The sequence below is a fragment of the Soonwooa sp. genome, from assembly GCF_030151385.1.
GTDB lineage: Bacteria > Bacteroidota > Bacteroidia > Flavobacteriales > Weeksellaceae > Soonwooa.
In genome coordinates, this window is record NZ_JASLDS010000059.1 from 24,452 (window position 1) to 46,020 (window position 21,569).

The 21,569-nt window shown below is 36.5% G+C and carries 14 protein-coding genes; 4 read left to right on the forward strand and 10 right to left on the reverse strand.

What is annotated here, in order from left to right:
* Positions 1-28 precede the first annotated feature (28 nt).
* The 3 genes from Q1V95_RS11425 to Q1V95_RS11435 all read left to right on the forward strand — a co-directional run bounded on the left by Q1V95_RS11425 (position 29) and on the right by Q1V95_RS11435 (position 4,601).
* Entirely contained in the window at positions 29-1,183 is a 1,155-nt protein-coding gene (locus tag Q1V95_RS11425) for a homogentisate 1,2-dioxygenase (RefSeq protein ID WP_300673979.1), read from the forward strand.
* Positions 1,184-1,337: 154 nt separating this feature from the next.
* On the forward strand, positions 1,338-2,825 hold the full coding sequence (locus tag Q1V95_RS11430; protein WP_300673981.1) for a succinate CoA transferase: 1,488 nt from the start codon (positions 1,338-1,340) through the stop codon (positions 2,823-2,825).
* A 504-nt stretch (positions 2,826-3,329) separates the two neighbouring features.
* Positions 3,330-4,601, forward strand: a complete 1,272-nt coding sequence (locus Q1V95_RS11435) for an acetyl-CoA hydrolase/transferase C-terminal domain-containing protein (RefSeq protein ID WP_300673982.1) — start codon at positions 3,330-3,332, stop codon at positions 4,599-4,601.
* A gap of 67 nt (positions 4,602-4,668) precedes the next feature.
* On the opposite strand, the gene Q1V95_RS11440 is transcribed toward Q1V95_RS11435, so the two are convergent.
* The 5 genes from Q1V95_RS11440 to gldD all read right to left on the reverse strand — a co-directional run bounded on the left by Q1V95_RS11440 (position 4,669) and on the right by gldD (position 11,647).
* Positions 4,669-6,741, reverse strand: a complete 2,073-nt coding sequence (locus tag Q1V95_RS11440) for a M13 family metallopeptidase (RefSeq protein ID WP_300673984.1) — start codon at positions 6,739-6,741, stop codon at positions 4,669-4,671.
* A 110-nt stretch (positions 6,742-6,851) separates the two neighbouring features.
* Positions 6,852-8,204: a peptidylprolyl isomerase gene (locus tag Q1V95_RS11445; RefSeq protein WP_366143285.1), complete on the reverse strand. Its 1,353-nt coding sequence runs from the start codon at positions 8,202-8,204 to the stop codon at positions 6,852-6,854.
* Between the two features lie 70 nt (positions 8,205-8,274).
* A complete protein-coding gene (locus tag Q1V95_RS11450; protein ID WP_300673987.1) occupies positions 8,275-10,104 on the reverse strand; it encodes a hypothetical protein in 1,830 nt (609 codons plus the stop codon).
* Positions 10,105-10,140: 36 nt separating this feature from the next.
* The gene (locus Q1V95_RS11455; protein ID WP_300673989.1) at positions 10,141-11,061 is read right to left on the reverse strand and encodes a PfkB family carbohydrate kinase; all 921 of its coding nucleotides are present in this window, start codon (positions 11,059-11,061) and stop codon (positions 10,141-10,143) included.
* Between the two features lie 28 nt (positions 11,062-11,089).
* Positions 11,090-11,647, reverse strand: coding sequence for a gliding motility lipoprotein GldD (gene gldD, locus Q1V95_RS11460; protein WP_300673992.1), 558 nt, complete (start codon positions 11,645-11,647; stop codon positions 11,090-11,092).
* A gap of 276 nt (positions 11,648-11,923) precedes the next feature.
* Between gldD and rplS the strand changes: the two genes are divergently transcribed.
* Complete coding sequence (gene rplS, locus Q1V95_RS11465) at positions 11,924-12,280, forward strand: 50S ribosomal protein L19 (RefSeq protein ID WP_300673995.1); 357 nt, start codon at positions 11,924-11,926, stop codon at positions 12,278-12,280.
* A 278-nt stretch (positions 12,281-12,558) separates the two neighbouring features.
* Here the strand turns inward: rplS and Q1V95_RS11470 are convergent, their stop codons facing one another.
* From Q1V95_RS11470 to Q1V95_RS11490, 5 genes are all read right to left on the reverse strand, one after another.
* Positions 12,559-15,138 carry a TonB-dependent receptor gene (locus Q1V95_RS11470; RefSeq protein WP_300673998.1) on the reverse strand — a complete coding sequence of 860 codons (2,580 nt, stop codon included), beginning with the start codon at positions 15,136-15,138 and terminating at the stop codon, positions 12,559-12,561.
* Between the two features lie 40 nt (positions 15,139-15,178).
* Entirely contained in the window at positions 15,179-16,204 is a 1,026-nt protein-coding gene (gene mltG / locus Q1V95_RS11475) for an endolytic transglycosylase MltG (protein ID WP_300674001.1), read from the reverse strand.
* Positions 16,205-16,211: 7 nt separating this feature from the next.
* A complete protein-coding gene (dapF, locus tag Q1V95_RS11480; RefSeq protein ID WP_300674004.1) occupies positions 16,212-16,979 on the reverse strand; it encodes a diaminopimelate epimerase in 768 nt (255 codons plus the stop codon).
* Between the two features lie 390 nt (positions 16,980-17,369).
* Positions 17,370-20,459, reverse strand: coding sequence for a CusA/CzcA family heavy metal efflux RND transporter (locus Q1V95_RS11485; protein WP_300674007.1), 3,090 nt, complete (start codon positions 20,457-20,459; stop codon positions 17,370-17,372).
* The gene (locus tag Q1V95_RS11490) at positions 20,459-21,568 is read right to left on the reverse strand and encodes an efflux RND transporter periplasmic adaptor subunit (RefSeq protein ID WP_300674010.1); all 1,110 of its coding nucleotides are present in this window, start codon (positions 21,566-21,568) and stop codon (positions 20,459-20,461) included. Before Q1V95_RS11490 ends, Q1V95_RS11485 begins: the two co-directional genes overlap by 1 nt.
* Position 21,569: the final 1 nt, after the last annotated feature.

Consider the following 21,569-nt stretch of genomic DNA (forward strand, 5'->3'; position numbering starts at 1 on the left):
ATTAAATTTGGGAAAAGCGAAAAGTAAAATGAGATACCACAGTTCTGGAAGTATTCCGCAGAAAAGACATACGATTTTTAAGTCGCCAGAAGACAAATTTTATTACGAACAATTGTTTGGTACAGAGGGTTTCCACGGGATTTCCTCATTGTTATATCATATCCACCGTCCAACACAGATTAAAGAAGTTAAGCTTTACAAGGACGCAACACCCAAAATTGCAGTTCCCAAAAACATACAACCAAGGATGTTTAAGGGGAAAGATGTGACTCCCGAAGATGATTTTTTGGAGAGCCGAAAGATTTTGATGTTAAACAATGACCTGAAAATGGGACTTGCTAAACCTAGAAAATCTACCGATTATTTTTATAAAAATGCCCACATGGACGAATTGCTTTTTGTGCATGAGGGAAAAGGTATTCTTAAGACTTTTGTTGGAAATCTAGAATTCGGTGTTGGCGATTATTTGATTATACCGCGTGGAACAATCTATCAAATGGAATTCGAAACCGAGAATAATGTTTTATTTTTCATTGAAAGTAATTCGCCGATCTATACACCAAAGCGTTACAGAAACGAGTTTGGACAATTATTAGAGCATTCGCCTTTCTGTGAGCGCGATATTATTTTGCCAACGCTTGTAGAACCAAAAGACGAAAAAGGTGAGTTTTTAATTAAGGTTAAAAAAGACGATATGATTTGGGACATCACCTATGCAACGCATCCTTTCGATGTTGTGGGCTGGGATGGTTTCTTTTATCCGTTTAAATTTAACATTAAAAATTTCGAGCCTATTACAGGTCGCGTACACCAACCGCCTCCAGTGCACCAAACTTTTGAAGCGCACAATTTTGTAGTTTGTTCTTTTGTAGCGAGACTTTTTGACTACCATCCATTGGCAATTCCTGCACCGTATAACCATTCGAATATTGATTCGGACGAAGTATTGTTTTATACCGAGGGCGATTTTATGAGTCGTAATCATATCGATTTGATGGATTTTACATTACATCCAGGTGGCATTGTGCATGGTCCACATCCAGGTGCGATGGAACGAAGTATCGGTGTTAAAGAAACACATGAATACGCCGTGATGGTTGACCCTTTCCGTCCTTTGTTATTGACAGAGGAAGCAATGAAAGTCGAGGATCCATCATATCTTACATCTTGGTTAGAGCCTTAGAAAAGGTTATTGCAACCGATTGTAAAAAATTATTTTTTAAACCAACATACAAGAGATGCTTCATAATGAGTTAAGCATTTCTGTTCTTGTATAAAATATAGGGATAAACTTTGATGCCTTTGCGCCTCAAGGTTTTGAATTAAATTTAAAATCAATGTTAGAGAGAATTAGATTAGAAAATCTACACAACAAAGTAACCACTGCTGAAGAAGCCGCAAAAATCATCAAAGATGGAATGGTCATTGGCTCTAGTGGTTTTACAAAAGCTGGCGACAGCAAAGCCGTTCTTGCAGCTCTTGCAGAACGTGGAAAAACTGAAAATCTAAAAGTTACATTAATGACAGGTGCTTCTCTAGGTCACGGAACCGATGGGAAACTTGCTGAAGCTAATGTTATTAAGAAAAGGATGCCTTTCCAAGTTGATCCTATTTTGAGGAATAAAATTAATGCCGGAGACATTCTTTTTATCGATCAACATCTTAGCGAAAGTGCCGAACTTCTTCATGCTAAAAATCTTCAACAGTTGGATGTTGCCGTGATAGAAGCGGCTTATATTGAGCGCGACGGAAGTATTGTTCCTACAACTTCTGTCGGAAATTCTGTAACCTTTGCGGCGATGGCAAAAAAGGTGATTATCGAAATTAACACCCAAGTTCCAGAAGATGTTTATGGCATCCACGATATCTATCAAGCGGAAGATTATCCTTTCAGAAATGTTATCCCAATCGTTGCACCTTGGAATAAGATTGGACGTAGAAGTATTCCTGTGGATCCAGAAAAGATTGAAGCGATTGTTTTCACCGACATTAAGGATAGTCCAGCAGATATCGCTGAACCTGATCAAAAGACGATTGCAATTGCAAATCATCTTTTGAATTTCTTCGAAAATGAAGTGGCTTTAGGAAGACTAACGGACCGTTTGCTTCCTATCCAAGCGGGAATCGGAAAAGTAGCCAATGCTGTTCTTACAGGATTTAAGGATAGTAATTTCTATGATTTGACAATGTTCTCGGAAGTGTTGCAAGACAGCACGTTTGACCTAATTGACGCTGGAAAATTAAGCTTTGCGTCTGCTTCATCAATTACTGTTTCTAAAGAATGCTACGACCGTGTTTTTGACAACCTTCAAAAATATAGAGAGAAAATCGTTTTGAGACCTCAAAACATTTCGAATACGCCAGGTCTTATCCGAAGATTAGGAATTATCGCAATTAATACGGCAATTGAGTTTGATATCTACGGTAATGTTAATTCGACGCACATCAGTGGTACTAAAATTATGAACGGAATTGGTGGTTCTGGCGACTTTGCGAGAAATGCTTATCTAAGTATTTTCGTGACGCAAGCTGCTTCTAAAGATAATAAAATTTCGCACGTTTTACCGATGGTGTCGCATACTGATCATACCGAACACGATGTTGATATTTTGGTAACGGATGTTGGATTAGCAGATTTAAGAGGTCTTGCGCCACGCGAACGTGCTCAAAAAATTATTGATAATTGCGTGCATCCAGATTATAAGGAAGAATTGCAATCTTACTTTGATAGAGCTTGCGAAAGAGGTGGACACACGCCTCATTTGCTAGAAGAAGCTTTCAGTTGGCACCTAAGACTTGCCGAAAAAGGAACTATGAAAAAATAGTTAAACGGAAAAGTTTTTGATTTAAACTTTTAAAAATATTTTAAAATCTGTGAAATCGATAAGATTCGTTGGTTTGGTAATTCGCTGACAATCTAAGGTTTTCACAGATTTTTTTTGTTTTCGATTTTATGTGATGAGCTTTTATTCTTGCATTAAAATCAGTTTTAAAAGAGAAACTATTGAACTTAAAAAATGAACTCAGTAAAAATCTTCTTAATCGTGTTTTGTAAAATGTGAGAGGGGAGCGCCGTAGGTGCGACCTGATAATTTTTCTAAATCAAGTTTTTCCGACAATCCAGACTTTGTAATTTTAAAAATAAATTCTTGCTTAAAATTTATACTTACCTAAAAGATTTTGCGTTATCGATTTTGTATTTTAAAAAATACTGACTAGAACTATTAAAAATTAACAAACCTGTGAACAAATCATCTTCAAGCAGAAGCCTTAATCTATTGATAAATAGTATATTTGTTAGAGATGTTTAACACAAATTTTAGCCAATAATGTACCATTACGTAAGTGCGGAAGAAGCAATTTCTATTGTTAAAAGTGGTGATCGAATTTTTTCACACGGAAGTGCCGCAACCCCTAATTTTTTAATCGACGAGTTGGCGAGGCAAGCTTCGAGACTTCAAGATGTCGAATTGGTTTCTATAACATTGCAAGGCAATATCGAAGTTGCAAAACCAGAATACAAAGGGCATTTTGCTATTAACTCGTTTTTTGTTTCGGGACCTGTTCGTGCGGCAGTTAATTCGGATAATGGTGATTTTGTCCCTGTTTTTTTAAGTGAAATTCCACTTTTATTTAAGAAAAATATTTTACCTATTGATGTGGCTTTGGTGATGTTGTCGCCGCCTGATAATCATGGATATTGTACATTAGGAACTTCGGTTGATATTGCAAAATCGGCTGTTGATTGTGCCAAAAAAGTGATTGCGATTATCAATCCCAAAATGCCAAAAACCCAAGGTGATGGAATGATCCATGTGAGCCGAATTGATAAAATGATTTATCATGAATCCGAACTCCCAACCATAGATTATAGTGCCAAAGTTGGTGACGAAGAGTTATTGGTCGGTAGAAATGTTGCTGAAATTATCGATGATCGTGCGACTTTACAAATGGGAATCGGAACTATTCCTGATGCGGTTCTTAAATGTTTGAGCAATCATAAGGATTTAGGCATTCATACAGAAATGTTGAGCGACGGCGTCATTGATTTAATCAAAAATGATGTTATCACCAATAAGTACAAAGGCTATAACGATTTTAAAAACATTACAAGTTTCTGTTTTGGTACACAAAAGCTTTATGATTTTGTAGACGACAATCCTGTTTTTTCGTTCAAAGAAGTGACAGATGTTAACTTTCCGATTAACATTATGAAAAACAAAAAAATGCATGCCATCAATTCGGCGATCGAAATTGACTTAACAGGTCAAGTTTGTGCTGATTCCATTGGAACATTTCAATACAGCGGTATTGGTGGTCAAATGGACTTTATGCGAGGTGCTGCGTTGAGTGATGGAGGCAAACCTATCATGGCGCTAACATCGAGAACCAAAAAAGGAATTCCGAGAATTGTGCCTTTTCTGAAAGAAGGTGCTGGCGTTGTAACCACTAGAGGGCACATTCATTATGTTTGTACGGAATACGGAACTGCTTATCTCTACGGAAAAAACTTGAGACAACGTGCTAAAGCGCTTATTGAAATATCGCATCCCGATGATCGCGAAATGCTAGAAAAAGCCGCTTTTGAAAGGTTTAAATAATATGGTTTAAAACGGAATAAAATAAAAGGCTATCCGATTTTGGATAGCCTTTGCTGTAAGTTTTCTATTACCAGATTTTAATTCTGTCTTCTGGTTTTTTATAAAGTTTGTCACCTTCTTTGATGTCGAAAGCTTTGAAGAATGCATCAACATTAACCAAAGGTCCAACAGCACGATACATTCCTGGTGAATGTGGATCTGTTTTAACCTGATTTGTCAAGAATTTTTCTGTTGCTTTAGTTCTCCAAACGGTTGCCCAGCTCAAGAAGAATCTTTGGTCTTGCGTGTAACCACTTATCAATCCAGGATTTCCTTTGTCTTTAAGATACATTTGCAAAGCATCATAAGCCACGGCAACACCACCAAGATCACCGATGTTTTCTCCCATTGTGAAAGTTCCGTTTACTTTGGTACCAGCAACAGGCTCGTAGCTAGAATATTGTTCGCCTAGTTTTTTTGTAGCCGCTTCAAAGTTCTTGCGATCGTCATCTGTCCACCAATTATTTAGGTTTCCATCACCATCAAATTTAGAACCGCTGTCATCAAAACCATGTCCAATTTCATGACCGATAACAGCACCAATTCCACCAAAATTAACAGCTGGATCTGCTTTAAAGTTAAAGAAAGGCGGCTGAAGAATTCCCGCAGGGAAAACGATTTCGTTGTTAGATGGACTGTAATAAGCGTTAACAGTTTGTGGTGTCATGCCCCATTTTGTTTTGTCAACAGCTTTACCAACTTTTTCTAAATTTTTGGAATAACGCCAAGCCGAAACATTTTTTAAGTTTTCATAAAGCGAAATCTTATTTGGCCCTTCGATTGCCAATTTGGAATAATCTTCCCACTTATCTGGATAAGCTACTTTAACCGTAAATTTCGACAACTTTTCCAAAGCTTTTTCTTTGGTCGTTGGCGACATCCAAGTCAGTTCCGAGATATGTTTGTGGTAACTTTTGATTAGGTATCCAATTAATTCTTGCATTTGCGTTTTAGCTTCTTCTGGGAAGTATTTTTCAACATACAACTTTCCGAAAGCTTCACCCAAAACGCCGTTGATCATTTGTAAACCACGCTTGTTAAGTGCACGTTGTTCTTCTTGACCTTGAAGATATTTGCTGTAGAAATCGAAATTCAATTTGTCCATATTTTGGTTTAGGACACCAGCATTTCCCGAAAGCAATCTTACCTTCATATAATCTTTTAGCAAAGGAAGATTTTTCTCATTAATGAAACTGTCTAGTTTATCATAATAAGCCAATTCTCCGATAATAACGCGATCTGTGTTAACACCAACATTCTTTAAATATTGAGGCAAGTTAACATTCTTAACCATTGCAGAAAGTTCAGCAATTGTCTTCGGGTTGTAACGTTTGTTAGCATCACGACCTTCTTCTAATGTTAAGTAAGTTTTGGCCAAAGATTTTTCAAAGTCAACGATAGATTTTGCAGTTGCAGCACTATTTTTATTACCGATTACATTTAACAAAGCTGTTACATGCTTTTGGTATTCTTCCAAAGTTTTAGCATTAGCTTCATTTTCTTTTTGATAATAATCTTTTCCTAAACCAAGATCCGCAGCACCTAGATAGATGGCGTTGTTTTTAGAATCTTTAAGGTCTGGACCAACACGCCAATCGTAGAATGGATTATCTCCAAATTTGGTTGCTTGGTCAAGATATGTTTGTAAATCTTTTAGATTTTTGATAGCGTCGATTTTCTTAAAATCTGCTTGGATAGGCTTTAATCCATCTGCATCTCTCTTTTTAAGATCCATGTAAGATGCGTAAAGATCTTGGATTTTTTTACCTTCTGTACCAGCAGCAAATTTATCCGTCAAGATGTGATTAAGAATATCTAAAGAAGCTTCGTCTGTTTTTTCGCGAAGCTCGTTGAAAGAACCCCAACTTGCTTTGTCAGCAGGGATTTTTGCGGTTTTAACCCAGTTACCATTAACATAACTAAAGAAGTCATCTTGTGGTCTAACGGATTTATCCATCATAGAAATGTCAATTCCAGCTTCTTGATATTGTTTGGGAGTTGAGGTTGTTGAAGCGGTTGTCGCTCCTTTTGTCTGTGCTATTGCGTGGTTGCTTGCTAACAATCCGCAAAAAGCGATTACACCAATTTTTACTTTCTTCATTTTTTGAAATTAATAGCATTAAAGATAAGTATTTATTCCTTTATAGAAGCCAGTTTTGGGCATAAAAAAACCTCACTTTTAATGGTGAGGTTTTGTATGCTAAAGAATGATTATTTCTTTTTTTCTAGGGCATCTTTTATTTTACAATCTTTGTATTTGTCATCGATTGAGATAAAGATGTTTGGGATTTTTGCTTTTACCCATTTGTCAACAACTTCGCCTTTCTTTTTGTTAAGAGCCATTTCCTTAACTCTTTCGTAATCTGTATTAAGGTCTAAAGCATGTGCGTCGATAATCTCGTTAACACTTACGATAGAAACAGCTTGTTTTCTGTTAAGTGTTTCTTCAAAAGGTTCTGTGATGTCGTCTTTGTTAAGACCTGCAATTTGGTAAGAAATTGTTGGGTCCAGGTGTAGTTTTTCAATTTTGTCACCACCGTCTTGTGACTGCATTACACCAGCATTAAACTTCGTCGCCTTGTCATCAGAATACTTGTAAGCAGCATCTTTGAAGGTTAGTTTTTTGTCCAAAATCTGTTGACGAATATCTTCTAGCTCTTTTTTAGTCGCTGCAATTTCTTCTTTAGTAGGTTCTGCTTTTAACAAAATGTGACGCGCATCATATTTGTTACCAGTTCTTTTGATCAACTGGATTAAATGGAAACCAAATTCTGATTCTACAGGATCTGATATTTCGCCATCTTGCAAGTTAAGTGCTGCTGCTTCGAAAGGCTTCACCATTTGACCTTTGTTGATGTTTTTGTAAAGTCCACCATTGGATGCCGAGCCTTCGTCTTCGGAATAAATCCTCGCTTGGGTTTCAAAAGATTCGCCTGCAAGAATGTCTTTTTTAATCTTGTTAAGTTTATCAATCAATTCTTGTTTGTGAGCTTCTGTTAGCTTAGGATAAATACTGATTTTACCCAAAACAACTTCGTCTTTAACTTGTGGTAATTGGTATTTGAATTGGTTAAAAAAATCCGTTACCTCGTTAGGTGTAACGTCTGTTTTATCCGTAATTCTACTGTATTTTTGTTGTCCGTAGTAATTGTCAGAGTCAATTTTTTCGATCGCGTTACGCATCTCGTACGCTGTACGGAACTTGTACATACCTAACATCGTTTTTTCGTCAGGAAACTGAGATAAGATTTGGTTGTACTTTTGCAGTGCCATATCTTTAATCGCAGCAGAACGATTTTCGATCAAAGTATCTCTTTTTGCTTCGTAGATAATGATTTTGTTATTAACAATACTTGATAAAAACTCACATTTGTCAGCTACTTTAGTTCCTTGTTGTTGTGCGTAGTTGGCTTGGTCTTCGATGTCGGATTCTAGTACAATTTCGTCACCGATAACTGCAGCAATACCATCTAAGAATTGTCCAGGCTTTATCTGAGCATCCATTTTGGAACCGAAAAGCACCAAAGCTAACACTATAAAAACCGATTTTAATTTATCTAACATTATAATTTCTTGTAAAATTTGTTTGCAAAAATAGGATTATAAATGGATTACAGTCAATCTTTTATTATAATTATTTCTTAAAAGTCTTCTGTAAATCTTCCACAAAACCTGGTTGAATTTCAATTTTGGTTTTCTTTTTTTCGTTGGCAATAGCTTCTTGAAGGGCAACTTCTGTCATCGCATCTTTTACCGAATCTTTAGCTTCTTCAAAAGTCATTGTTTCCTCTGGCAAAAGCTCATCCACTGCAACGATAACGTCACGATCTTTAACTTTAGTTTGGAAAACACCTTTTTCGTATGGTACTTTGTATTCTGTGAAAACTTCTGCCGTATTTGGGACTTTTCCTTCTTCGAAGCTTACTAGGATTTTATTTTTATCGCTAAGTTTTTTATCGTATTTAGCTTTTAAAGCATCCCAATTTTTGATGTTTGACATTTCTTTTTTAACATCAGAAACTAGCTTAGGGTCCGAGATAATTGCAACACGACTTTTAGCACTTTTTTCCCACTGGTATTTGTCTTTGTGACTTTCGTAATAAGCTTTTTGCTTCGCAACATCTTTATTGATTTCAGCTTTTAGATAATCATCAAAAATATATTGAGAATACAAGTTTTGGCGAAGTTCGTCAAGTTGAGATTTAATATCTGGACGGTTTTGGAAGTCTTCTACAAATGCTGTGTAAGCAGAGTTTTTAACTTGATAATCCACTAAGCTTGCCCATTCTTTTGGTGTAATTGTATCGAGGTTTTTATAATTTTTGTCGATATAATTTTTGAAATCAGAATAGGTTTCTGTTTTGGTTTTGTATTGGAAAAGCGGCGCTGCATAATTTTTGAAATTTTTATAGTCAGCATAACTTTTCTTAATCACAGCAAGATCCGGAAACTCTTTGTAATCTGGTGCTTGCATAATCATTTTTAACATGTTGTCCGAAACCAATTCAGCATAAGCGCTTGATTTCAGCTCGTTACGGAAGAAATCTTTATTCTTGTCTGTCAACTGATAAGGCTCGATGTGGTAAATATTAAAAATGAAATATTTGTTATCAAGCTTTACAGGCTCCGTTGTGTAGTAACCATTAGTTTTACCTTTGAATTGTGCATAGACTTCATCTGGTAGAATAGGAGAGCCTAGGATAAGTCCAGCATTTTTCCTTTCGTTATCCGTTGATCCTAATTCTTTCGCAACATCTTCGAATTTTTTTCCAGATTTAAGTGCTGCATAGATTTTAGCTTTAGATTCGTCTGTGTTAAAATCATTAGGGTAAGAAATTGTACCCAAAGTGATGTAACCTAGACTTGGTCTTTTCTCTAAAACCTTCGCAAAAACAATGCTACCATTGGCATTAAATAGTTTGGTATAACTGCCAACAGGCGTTTTTTCGATTTCGCCAAAAAGTTCGTTATCCAACATACCAGCTTTTACAAAAGCAGGTGCCACCGGATTTTTGACATAAGTTGCAACAGCATCTTCCATTTTGGTTGTGCCCGCTTTTACGTCTTTATAGATTTGATCGTAGTTGTTGGTGTCTTCAGCATCTTTAATAACATTGAAGACTTCAATTTTGTATTCGTTTTGATTGGCTTTAATGTAATCTGCGATGATAGGATCTAGAATATTACTTGGGATAAGTTTTTCTTCTTTAAGATCTCTGATGCGCATATCCATCGCATTGCGAAATGAGGTTAGCGTGTCTGCTTTCTTTTCTTTTGCCAATTGTTGCAAAAGCATGAATTCTACTGTTGAGTTAACCGTTGCGTCAACGCCAGCTTTTTCTAAACCAACTTTATATTTATCCTTAAAATCTTTAAGCGTAATGCTTTGGTCGCCAACGATTAATTTTTGACCAAATACAGCTTGTGTTGCCAAGGCTGCTAATACAAAAAGAGTCTTCTTCATTATTAAAATTATTATTGATGTCCGAGAACAAACATTCTACATATTAAGTTCGAAAGTTGTTAACTCGCGGAATTGGTTGATACGTCCTTTTAGCTCGTCTTTAGTTACATCTTCTAGACGTACTGTTCCGAATTTTTCTACTGTGAAAGATGCCATCGCACTTCCTACAATAAGAGCGTTTTTAAGATTGTCAAAACTGAAATCTCCAGTTTTTGTAATATAAGCTGCAAGTCCACCTGCGAAAGTGTCACCAGCACCTGTTGGATCGAATACTTCTTCTAATGGTAAAGCTGGGATTGCGAATACTTTTCCATCATGGAATAATAATGCACCATGCTCACCTTTTTTGATAATTACGAATTTTGGACCTAAAGCATGGATTTTTTGAGCTGCTTTTACCAAAGAATATTCACCAGAAAGTTGTCTAGCTTCTTCATCATTGATGGTGATAACATCTGTTTTTGCGATAACATCCATTAACAAATCCCAAGTAAGATCCATCCAGAAATTCATCGTGTCTAGGATAACCATTTTTGGTCTTTGGCTCATTCTTTCCAAAACAGCTAATTGTACTGCTGGATGAAGGTTTCCTAGCATCAACACATCTGCATCAGCAAAGCTTGCGGGGATTTTTGGGTCAAAGTTTTCCAAAACATTAAGCTCTGTAACCAAAGTGTCACGAGAGTTAAGGTCGTTGTGGTATTTGCCACTCCAGAAGAATGTTTTTCCTTCTTTAATGATTTCTACACCATCGATGTTAATGTTTTTTGAAGTTAACATATCCAAATAGCCTTGTGGAAAGTCACCGCCAATCACAGAAACCAAACCAACTTCTGCTTCCAAAGCCGAAGCTGCAAGTCCAATGTATGTTGCTGCACCTCCTAGGATTTTATCAGTTTTTCCGAAAGGTGTTTCGATGGCGTCAAATGCTACAGTCCCTACTGCTAGTAATTTCATATCTAAATGTCTTTTTTTAAGTTATATATTATTTTTTCCACTGGAACGTATCAATCAAGTGGAGCATGTCTTTTTTGATGTAATCAACCGCTGGCGCCAGTGAGTCTGGCTTTGGGCGTGTGTTGAAGTATAAATTTCCTGTTAAAAAATGCTTTGTACTGTCCGTTACATAAAATTGAATATTAGAAGCCGTCTGTCCTTGCAACTCATAAAAATTACCGTAGACTTTCTTCTCTGGATAAGCGAAACTTTTGGTGTCAATAGCTGTCGCTTTTATCGTATGTTCGTAGACCATTCTTTCTGCTTCTTTCAAGTGGCTTTGGAAATCGCCAGTTATCGGAAGATAAGTAATGAAGACTTTTGCCTTCATCCCTTTGTAATTAATGTTGTACCAACAAGGCTTTTTGGAATCTTGTATCACAGCAAAATCCGAATAATCGAACTGAAATGGACAAGCGCTATTAAAGGTCTGATAGCGAGGTTTGGGATATTCCAATCTCAAATCTCCGCTTGGCTTGGGCAATACTTCTTTTCCACAAGAAGCGAGCATTGCCAAAACAGTAAGTCCTAATAGCTTTTTTAACATCTGGCAAAAATAGTGATTAGATTTTAGATACTATACATTATAAAATATAAAAAATTCTTAATTGTTGATGATTTTTGTTGCTTTTGAAGCCTATTCGGAAAAACTGGTCTTCCATGAGTCTTCTAAATCATTGAAAGATTGTAGATTAAACTTAAAATAAATTTTGAAATTAATATTGTGGGATTAATAAAAATTACTAATTTTGCAATCTGTTAACCAACCTCTGACGATAGACGTGAAAGTTGCTTGACTTTGAATTATTTTATTTTATAAATAATGGATTTAATTAAGTACGTACAAGAGAAGTACATTGACAAAAAAGATTTCCCAAGTTTCAAAGCTGGTGATACTATCACTGTTTATTATGAAATTAAGGAAGGTCAAAAAACAAGAACTCAGTTCTTCAAAGGAGTTGTTATCCAATTGAGAGGAACTGGTGCTACTAAGACATTTACAATCAGAAAAATGAGTGGAGATGTTGGTGTAGAGAGAGTTTTCCCAATCAACATGCCTGCACTTCAAAAAATTGAAGTTAACAGAGAAGGTAAAGTTAGAAGAGCTAGAATCTACTACTTCCGTGATCTTAGAGGTAAAAAAGCAAGAATTAAAGATAAGTCTTTCGGAGGTAAATAATCCACAGATTTTATCTAACAATAAAAGCCACGTCGCAAGATGTGGCTTTTTTTGTTTTTCATTAGCTAATAGCTTTTAGCTGATAGCTAATAGCATTTGATCAGTAGTCAATAGTTTAATCCAGAAGCTGATAGCCAGTAGCTAATAGCCTTTAATCAGTAGTCAGTAGTTTTTATCCAGAAGCTAATTGCCAATAGCTAATAGCTGATAGCCAGTAGCTAAAAACAAAAAAAAACTGCCCGAAAGCAGTTTTTAATTTAATATAAAGTTCCAAAATATTACATTGGACCTTGTTGATCATCTCCAGATGCATTGGAGTTAATGTCTTTTTTACGTTTTGGCTGATCTACCTTTTCACCTTGCTTAAAGCGGTATGTTAATGATAGGTTGAACTGTCTAGGTTGCCATTGCATATAAGAATATCTCGTAGCATTCGCTGTGTATGTCGTAGACTCCATTGCTCTTGTATTAAAGATATCTTGGATGTTAAATGCAATTGTTCCGTTTCCGTTCCAAATTGTTTTTGAAGCTCCTAGATTAACAGCATACATATCTTTTCTGTCTTGGTAAGCTGTTTTTTGAGCACCACGATAGAATCCTTGAAGTTGTACACTGAAAGTTTTATCAATCTTAAAAGTAGAATTAAGACGTAATCTTGTTGAGAAACCTTTACCTGTAAAGTCTGCCAATGCAACAGTTGGATCACCATTATTATCTAAGGTGTTGTATTCGATTTGACCTTTTGTGTAGTATTTGTAAACATCCGCACTACCCATAAATTTCAACCATGAAAAAGCATCATAAGTAAAGTTGAAATCCAAACCATAACGATCGTCAACACCTAAGTTGATTGGCTTGGTGTGGAATACAATCGTTTCGTCAGGTGTTCCTACATATTCTTTAACGTTATATACAAGCATTTTAACATCATCACTTTCATGACGATAATAAAGCGTAGGTGTTATTGTGAATTTTTTCTTTGATAAATTATAACCCAATTCGTAAGAGTCGACATAAGCTGGATCTAAGTCTATGTTACCATCAAAAATATTTTGATTATCAGCGTAACTAGGATTTGGAATCAAGAAGAATGAACGTGGTCTATCAATTCTTCGTGAGTAATTTAACAATAACTGATTGTCTTTCGCAATGTCGTAGCTTAAATATACACTTGGGAAAAGATTATTGTAATTTTTCTTAGAGTCAATCGCAGCCTTGTTTGGATTTAAGTTATGATATTTTAAACTGATGTTAGAATATTCATCACGTACACCTAACTGATATCCAAACTTGTCAATTTTACTTTTGAATTGTAAATAAAACGCGTTGAACATCTCCTCGTATTGCGCTTGATAAGTATAGTCCTTTAGGTGTCTTAGTACTGGATCACCCGCAGTGCTTTGTAACACATCATTATCATAATCGTTTCGGTTGATGTCGATTCGGTAACCTGCTTCCAATTTAGATTTTTCGCCAATTGGAAGTTCGTAATCCGCTTTTCCAATAAAGGTTTTATTTACCGTTTTTTGATTAACAACATTGTTTAAAGAAAATACATTGTTTGTCGTTTCCAAAATATTGCTGTCATTGTTAGAGCGGTTTCTTTGCACACTTACAGACAATGAAATATTATGTCCTTTGTCATTAAATTTGTGGTCTAATCCCCAATCTCCTTGGAAAGCAAGATTATTATTGTTTCCTAGACTGCTTCTGTTTTTATAAAAAATTGATCCATTTAGGAAATTGTTATTATAGTCGATATTACCATTGTTATTACTATCAAAAGTTCTAACCGTACCAGATATGTTCATTGATGTTTTGTCCGAAATGTCATAGACAAGTCCTCCAGTTGCGTTGTACATATCGTTTTTACTTTTCGTAAGCGAGTTTTGCCCAGTGAAAAGAATCGCGTTTGGATCAGTTACATTAATGTATGAGTTGGTATTCTTGTTTTTGTTTTCCGACTCACGATAACCGCCGCCGCCATTCAAGAACCAAGAGAATTTACCTTTTCTCCAGCTTAGGTTAGCATTAAGATTTGTCTGAGGCAGATATCCTAAAGAACCAACAACACTACCATTGAAGCCTGTTTTTTTATTCTTTTTAAGAATGATATTCAAAATACCGGCAGTTCCCGAAGCTTCAAACTTTGAAGAAGGGTTGGTGATTACTTCAATTTTTTCGATTTGGTCGGCTGGGATTGATTGCAAAGCATTCGCTCCATCATCAATTCCTAATAGAGAAGAAGGTTTACCATTAATTAAAAACTTAACATTAGAATTTCCTCTCATCGATACCGTTCCATCTGTATCTACAGAAACCGAAGGTACGTTCGTTAAAACATCTTGCAAGCTTCCGCCTTTGCTCACGATATCTTGTGATGGATCGTAAGTTTTTTTGTCGAGCTCAACTTTGTAAGCTTTTGGAGCAGCTGCAGTAATGACAACACCTTGGATTTGCGTTGTTTTGTCAAGATTTGCAACTTCATTTCCTTGGATTACAAAAGCAGGAATAACGCCCGATTTTGTAATTTGAATTGTCTGAATTTTTGTCTTAAAATCAATAGCTTCGATGGTTACCTCGTAACTTCCAGCAGCTAACTCGATTTTAAAATTACCATCTACATTTGCCAAAACGGCGTCACTTAGTTGTGCATTTTGCTTGTTTTTAAACGTTAAAGATGCGTAACCAATACCGCTGCTGGTGTTGTCCTGAACACTACCCGTCATAGAAAATTTCTGTTGGGTTGCGCTTGGTTGCTGCTGTTGCTGTGCAAATGCCAGTGAAGCCGCTCCAAGAACAAACACTAGTCCCAATGTTCTTTTCTGAATAATGTTTCTGATTTCTGTTTTTATCATGCTTTCTTTTTTATCGATTCTCAAAGAGATTCGAGAAGTATTATTTTATCTGTTTTGCATTAAGCCAATCTTGATAAGCTTTTGCATTTTTGGCGTGTTCTACATCGTTATCCGTGAATTTGTGATAGCCAAATCTCGCTGGATCAGCACACATATAGATGTAATTGTTTTTGTCCGCGTTAAGAACGGCATCCAACGTATTTTTGTCAACAATACAGATTGGCCCCGGCGGAATTCCCGCGTTGGCATAGGTGTTGTAAGGTGATGGTGCTTTTAGATCTTTGTAATAGACGCGTTTTATTTGTTTGGTAAAGTTGCTCGCTTTGTTAATCGCGTAGATAACTGTTGGGTCACTTTGCAACTTCATACCTTTTTTGTAGCGGTTAAGATAAAGTCCAGCAATCGTTTTTTGCTCGTCCTTTTTTCCTCCAGATTCTTTGTAAACGATAGATGCCAAAGCATAAATTTGGTCTCTCGACAAGCCAAGTTGCTTTTCTTTAGCAACGCGATCAGCATTCCAAAACTCGTTGTATTCTGTGTTAAATTTATCAAAGAACTCTTTAGGCGTCACCGTCCAAAAGAATTGATAGGTATCATTAAAAAAGAATTTCTTAAGATCTTCGGCATTGTTAAAACCTTTCTCAACGGCAATTGCATTAAGGTCTTTTGCAAAATGTGTAGAATCCGCTTCTGTTTTTCTGCTAACGCGACCAATCATTTGGTACACATCATCAAAATCTTTAATTCTAAAACTATTTGGTGTTTGGTTACCAGCTTTAATCATGTTGACCAAATCGCTGTTGTTCGCACCCATTTTTATTTCGTAGCGTCCAGCTTTAATATTTTGAGCCAAATCTTTGTCGGCTGCAATTGCTTCAAAACTTTCGGCATTGCTAAGATAAGGTCGAATGGAATCCATCACTTGCTTCATCGGAGCATTGTGCGGTATTAAAACAAAACCTTCTTTAGCAACATTGTTACCGTAATTTTTGGAATAAAATCTAAACCCAAAGTAAGCACCAATTGCAAGAATTGCGATGATAATGATTGCTACTATTTTTTTCATATTCGATTTAGATTTCTATTGTTCCTATAAAAACTTGCTTTGCAGGGCCTTCCAACCAAATATTTTTGAAAGCTCCATTTTCTTCTTCAGCATAAATTTTCAAATTGCCACCAAGTACTTTAACAGGCACAGAAGTTAGATGCTTCTTTTGCATAAAAGTTAAAGCCGCAGCTGTAACACCTGTTCCACAACTGAAAGTTTCGTCTTCGACGCCACGTTCGTAGGTTCTTACAAAGAGTTTGTTATCAGGAAGTTCGGTTACAAAATTAACATTGATGCCTTCTTTGTGATAAGTCTCATTATTTCTGATTTTGTTACCATTATGATAAACATCATAGTTTTCGACATCGTCAACATATTTAATATAATGCGGCGAACCTGTGTTTAGCACAAAATCTTTTTCGTCCGCAAAGATTTTTTCGACATCAATCATTTTAAGTTTAACAATACCATTTTTGATTTCGGCTTCGTGTAAACCATCGATCGCGTTGAAAGTTGTTTTATCTTCAAAAATATCTAAGAAATGTGCAAATGCCACAATACATCTTCCGCCATTGCCACACATCGTGCTCTCGTTACCATCGGAATTGTAATACACCATTTTGAAATCTTCGTGCGCATCATTTTCTAACAAAATAAGCCCATCGCCACCAATGCCAAAACGTCTGTCACAAAGACGATTGATAAGCTCGGTATTCTCTTTTGGAAAGTCAAGATTGCGGTTGTCTATTATGACAAAATCGTTTCCTGTTCCTTGATATTTATAAAATTTCATGTTTTGTTTTTTAGTGTTTTTAAAAAGCCTACAAAATTACAAAATACTTAGCTCTATTAAGAATTTGGTTTTCTTAAAAAATATTAAAGTTTTTTTATTAGCCATTATCTACAATAATTCGCAATTTGTCATTCAGAATGAAGCGCAGCGAAATGAAGAATCTCTTTGAAAATGGGGATTGTTCCTCAATTGGAAATCGGTGATTCGGTGTAACCAATGACAAACTTTATTTAAAAAAATGACTTAGGCTTTGTCACGGATAATCAAATAAAGTTCACTTTAATTTTTTGTTTTAAAATGAACTTTAAAAATGAATTTTAACAGAATAAAAAAAGAAATCGGATGCATAAAGCACCCGATTTCACACTAAAAAATACAAACAAAACGGACTTACTTTTCAGTTTTTCGATAAGCATAGTAGAATATCAAAGGAAGAATAGTAAATGATAACAACATACATATAATAAGTCCACCAACAATCATAATAGCAAGAGGTTTTTGGATTTCCGAGCCCATTCCGTGAGAGATTGCGGCTGGAAAAAGTCCCATAGAACCCATCAAAGCAATCATCACGACTGGTCGAATTCGGCTTTCTACACCTTTGGCAATCGCTTCTTTTAGAGACATTCGGTTTTGTAAATTCTCCTTCATAACTCCGATGAGGACAATGCCGTCAATCGTGGCAACACCAAATAAAATAATAAATCCAATTCCCGCGGAAATTCCAAAAATGGTTCCCGTTGTCCAAAGCGAGATAAATCCACCAATAAATGCAAAAGCTAATGTTATCGACGAAATAAGTGTGTCTTTAAGGTTTCCAAAATTGAAATACAACAACATCATAATCAACACCAACGAAATCGGAACGACCATTGCAAGCTGTTTTGCAGCTCTTTCTTTACTTTCGAATTCGCCAGCCCAAACCATTTTGTGATTTTTCGGAAGTTTGACATCTTTAGCCACTTGTTCTTTGGCTTCTGCAATGGTGCTTCCTAGGTCACGTCCTTCGATGTTAAATCCAACACCAATGTAACGGCTGTTTCCTTCACGATAAATAAATGATGGTCCAGTATGATAATCGATGGTCGCAATTTCCTTAAGAGGCACTTTTTTCTCATCCGCAGTTGGAATCAAAATGTTGGCAATTTTCTCTGGCGTATCGCGGTATTGTTTTTCGAAACGCAGCATCACATCAAACATTCTTTCGTTCTCGTAGAATTTTGTAGCAGCTTGTCCACCAATGGTCATTTCAATGACCGCTTGTGCGTCAGCTGTTGAAATCCCGTATTTTGCCATTTTGGAATCGTGCAACTGAATTCTAAGTTCTGGAAGTCCAATGTTTTTAAATACGTTAACATCAGTAATACCATTAACTTTTCCGAGAGAGTTGGCAACTTGGCCAGCATATTCCTCAAGTTCGAAAAGGTCGTTTCCGAAAATTTTGATAACCAAAGGTGCTTTGACACCAGCCACATATTCTTCAACGTTATCTTGTATCGGTTGGCTAAATCCAAAGTTAATTCCCGGATAGCGCTCGAGGTCTTTTCGCATTTCGTCGAGCAATTCGTCTTTAGAAATTTTCTTTTTCCAATCGCTTTCAGGTTTTAGTTGAATATTAAATTCAATATTAAAAAATCCAGTTGGGTCGGTTCCGTCATTTGGTCGTCCCGTTTGCGTCATCACAAATTTTACTTCGTCATACTTTAAGAGAATTTTTTTCATCTCTTTTGTTAAACGAACAGACTCGTCAAGGTTAACGGAATTCGGCAAAGTTGCTCTTACATAGATGGCGCCTTCGTTTAGTTTTGGTAAAAATTCTGAACCGTAGTGAGAAAATTTAAAACCACAAATTCCGAGTAATGCTAAGAATCCAATGAAGAAAGCTTTTTTGTGTCTCATGCTAAGCTCGTAAAGCTTGAACATATTTTGTCTAAAGAATCTCGAAATAAAGTTTTCTTTTTCCTCGATATTTTTCGTTAGTAAAAGTTTGCACATCGCAGGAACGTAAGTCAAACTTAATATCAATGAACCTAAAAGTGCGTAACCTAGCGTAAATGCCAATGGTGAAAACATTTTACCTTCTACTTTTTGGAACGAGAAAATCGGTAACAAAGCAACAATCAAAATAAGCAACGCAAAGAAAATGTAACTCGCTACGCTTCCTGCGCTTCTCTTGATAATGCCCAATTTTGACATTTTGTTAAAACGTCGTAGACCGACTTGCTTGGCTTTGTGTTCTAATGCTACAAAAACATGTTCGACGATGACGAGTGTTCCTTCCAAGAGAAGTCCAAAATCCAGTGCGCCCATCGAAATAAGATTGGCTGGCAAACCTTGGATTCTCAACATTATGATGGCAAACAAAAATGCCAAAGGAATAACCGACGCCACAATAAAGGTTGTCCGCCAATTGTAAAGGAAAATGAAAACAATAATGGAAACTAAAATAATCCCTTCGACAAGGTTTTTGGAAACTGTATTCACTGTTGTATTCACCAATTCTGTACGATCGATGATAGGCACAATTTCGACATCAGCAGGAAGTTCGCCGCCGTTAAGCTCGGCAATTCGTTCCTTTAGTTTTGCAATAACGCCACTTGGATTTTCGCCACGTAACATGATGACAATTCCTTGTACAACGTCGTCTTGCTCGTTGTAACCAACTTGACCCAATCTTGGTTTTGCTGAGATTTTGACTTCTGCAACGTGTTTTACCAAAATAGGCGTCGAACCTTTTACTTCAATCTGAATGTTTTCGATGTCGGCTTTACTTTCCAAAAGTCCAATTCCACGAACTACGTAAGCTTGGTCACCTTTGGATACGACATCGCCACCAACATTAATATTACTTTTAGAAACCGCTTCGAAAACGTCAAGCGGCGAAAGATTATAATTGTGAAGCTCTGTTGGATTGATTTTTATTTCATAGGTTTTTTCTTCCCCACCGAAACTTACCACATCGGCAACGCCAGGAACTGCTAATAGTTCGCGTTCGATCACCCAATCTTGGATGGCAGTCACTTCCTTAAGAGGTAGTTTACTTTTAATAATATATCGGTAGATTTCACCAGTTGCACCTGAAGGTGGTTCGATTTCAAACTCGGCGCCAGCGGGAAGATTAACATTTCCCATTCTGTTGGAACCGTACTGTTGGGCGTAGAAATCGTCAACATGGTCGTCAAAAATAACCGTCACCACCGAAAGTCCAAACAGCGAAATAGAACGCACCGAGGTTTTGTTCGGGATGGTGTTCATTTCTTTGGCAATCGGAAGACTTACAAACTTTTCAATTTCTTCGGCGCTTCGACCTGGCCACTGCGTGATAATCCTAACCCTTGTGTTGGTTACATCTGGGAAAGCTTCAATGGGTGTATGCAGGTAAGAATAAATCCCACCAACCAAAAGCATCACCGTCGCAAAAAGAACTATCAGAGAGTTCTTTAATGAGAAAGAGACAATGTTTTGAACAAATTTTCGCATTATTTTTTCGCTTGCTTAGGATTAGACTTTAGGTTTTCGTAGATAAGAAGTGCGTTGGATGCAATGATTTTTTCGCCTGCTTTTATATTGCCAGAGATGTAGCTTTTCTTGTTGTTGGTGCTAATTTCGTTAACCAATCTTATCTCCATATCACAATCGTTTTTGTAAACGATTAGATAATTTTGATTGTTGTCAAAAATTAAAGCTTCTGTCGGAACTGCAATTGCTGATTGGTCGTTGGTCTTAATCGGTAATTCGATATCGGCTGACATACCTGGACGAAGCTTCATATCGTTATTGTCCATGACGATTTTTGCTTTTAGGACACGTTCGTTTTCATTAAAAACTTGCGAAATCGAACTAATGCTGCCAATAAAACTTTCGTCAGGATAAGCCAAAGTTGTCACTTTCACAGGTTGATTAACATAAACGTGACGCATATTGGTTGCATAAACATTGGCCATTACCCAAACTTTTTCGAGGTTCGAAATGACAAAAAGTTGGTCGCCTCCAGCAGTAACAGGCATTCCTTTAGCAATGTTTTTTGAGATAACATAACCATTGGAAGGTGCTTTGATTTGGAAGTTTGTTTGATTGGCAGAATAAAGCTGCATGTTTTTCTGCGTTTTAGCCATATTCGATTGTATGATGCTAACCTCGGCTTTGGCTTCTTCCAAATCTTTTTGAGACGCGATATCATCTTTGTACATCGATTGTACAGAAGCTAATTTTCTTTTAGCAACCGCTAATTGTGCACTTAGACTTTGCGTATCATCTTGCATCTCGTTGAGTGAGGCACTTTTCACACTTGCCAAAACTTGACCTTGTCGCACATAATCGCCGAGAGAAAAATAGGTTTCTGTAACGATACCATCAACAAGACTTACGAAAGGAACGGTTTTGTCGGAGTTGCTTTCTACCTCACCAGTTAATGTGATGGTCTCTTCGATAAGTTGTGATTGTACTTCTGTGATAAGAACTTCTTTTTTTAATTCTTTAGAAATACAAAAATTCGGGTGTTCTTCCTTTTTATTTTTATCCTCTTTCGAGCAATTTATTAATGTTAAAGCTGAGAAAAATCCAGCTGCGATGATGTATTTTGTTTTCATA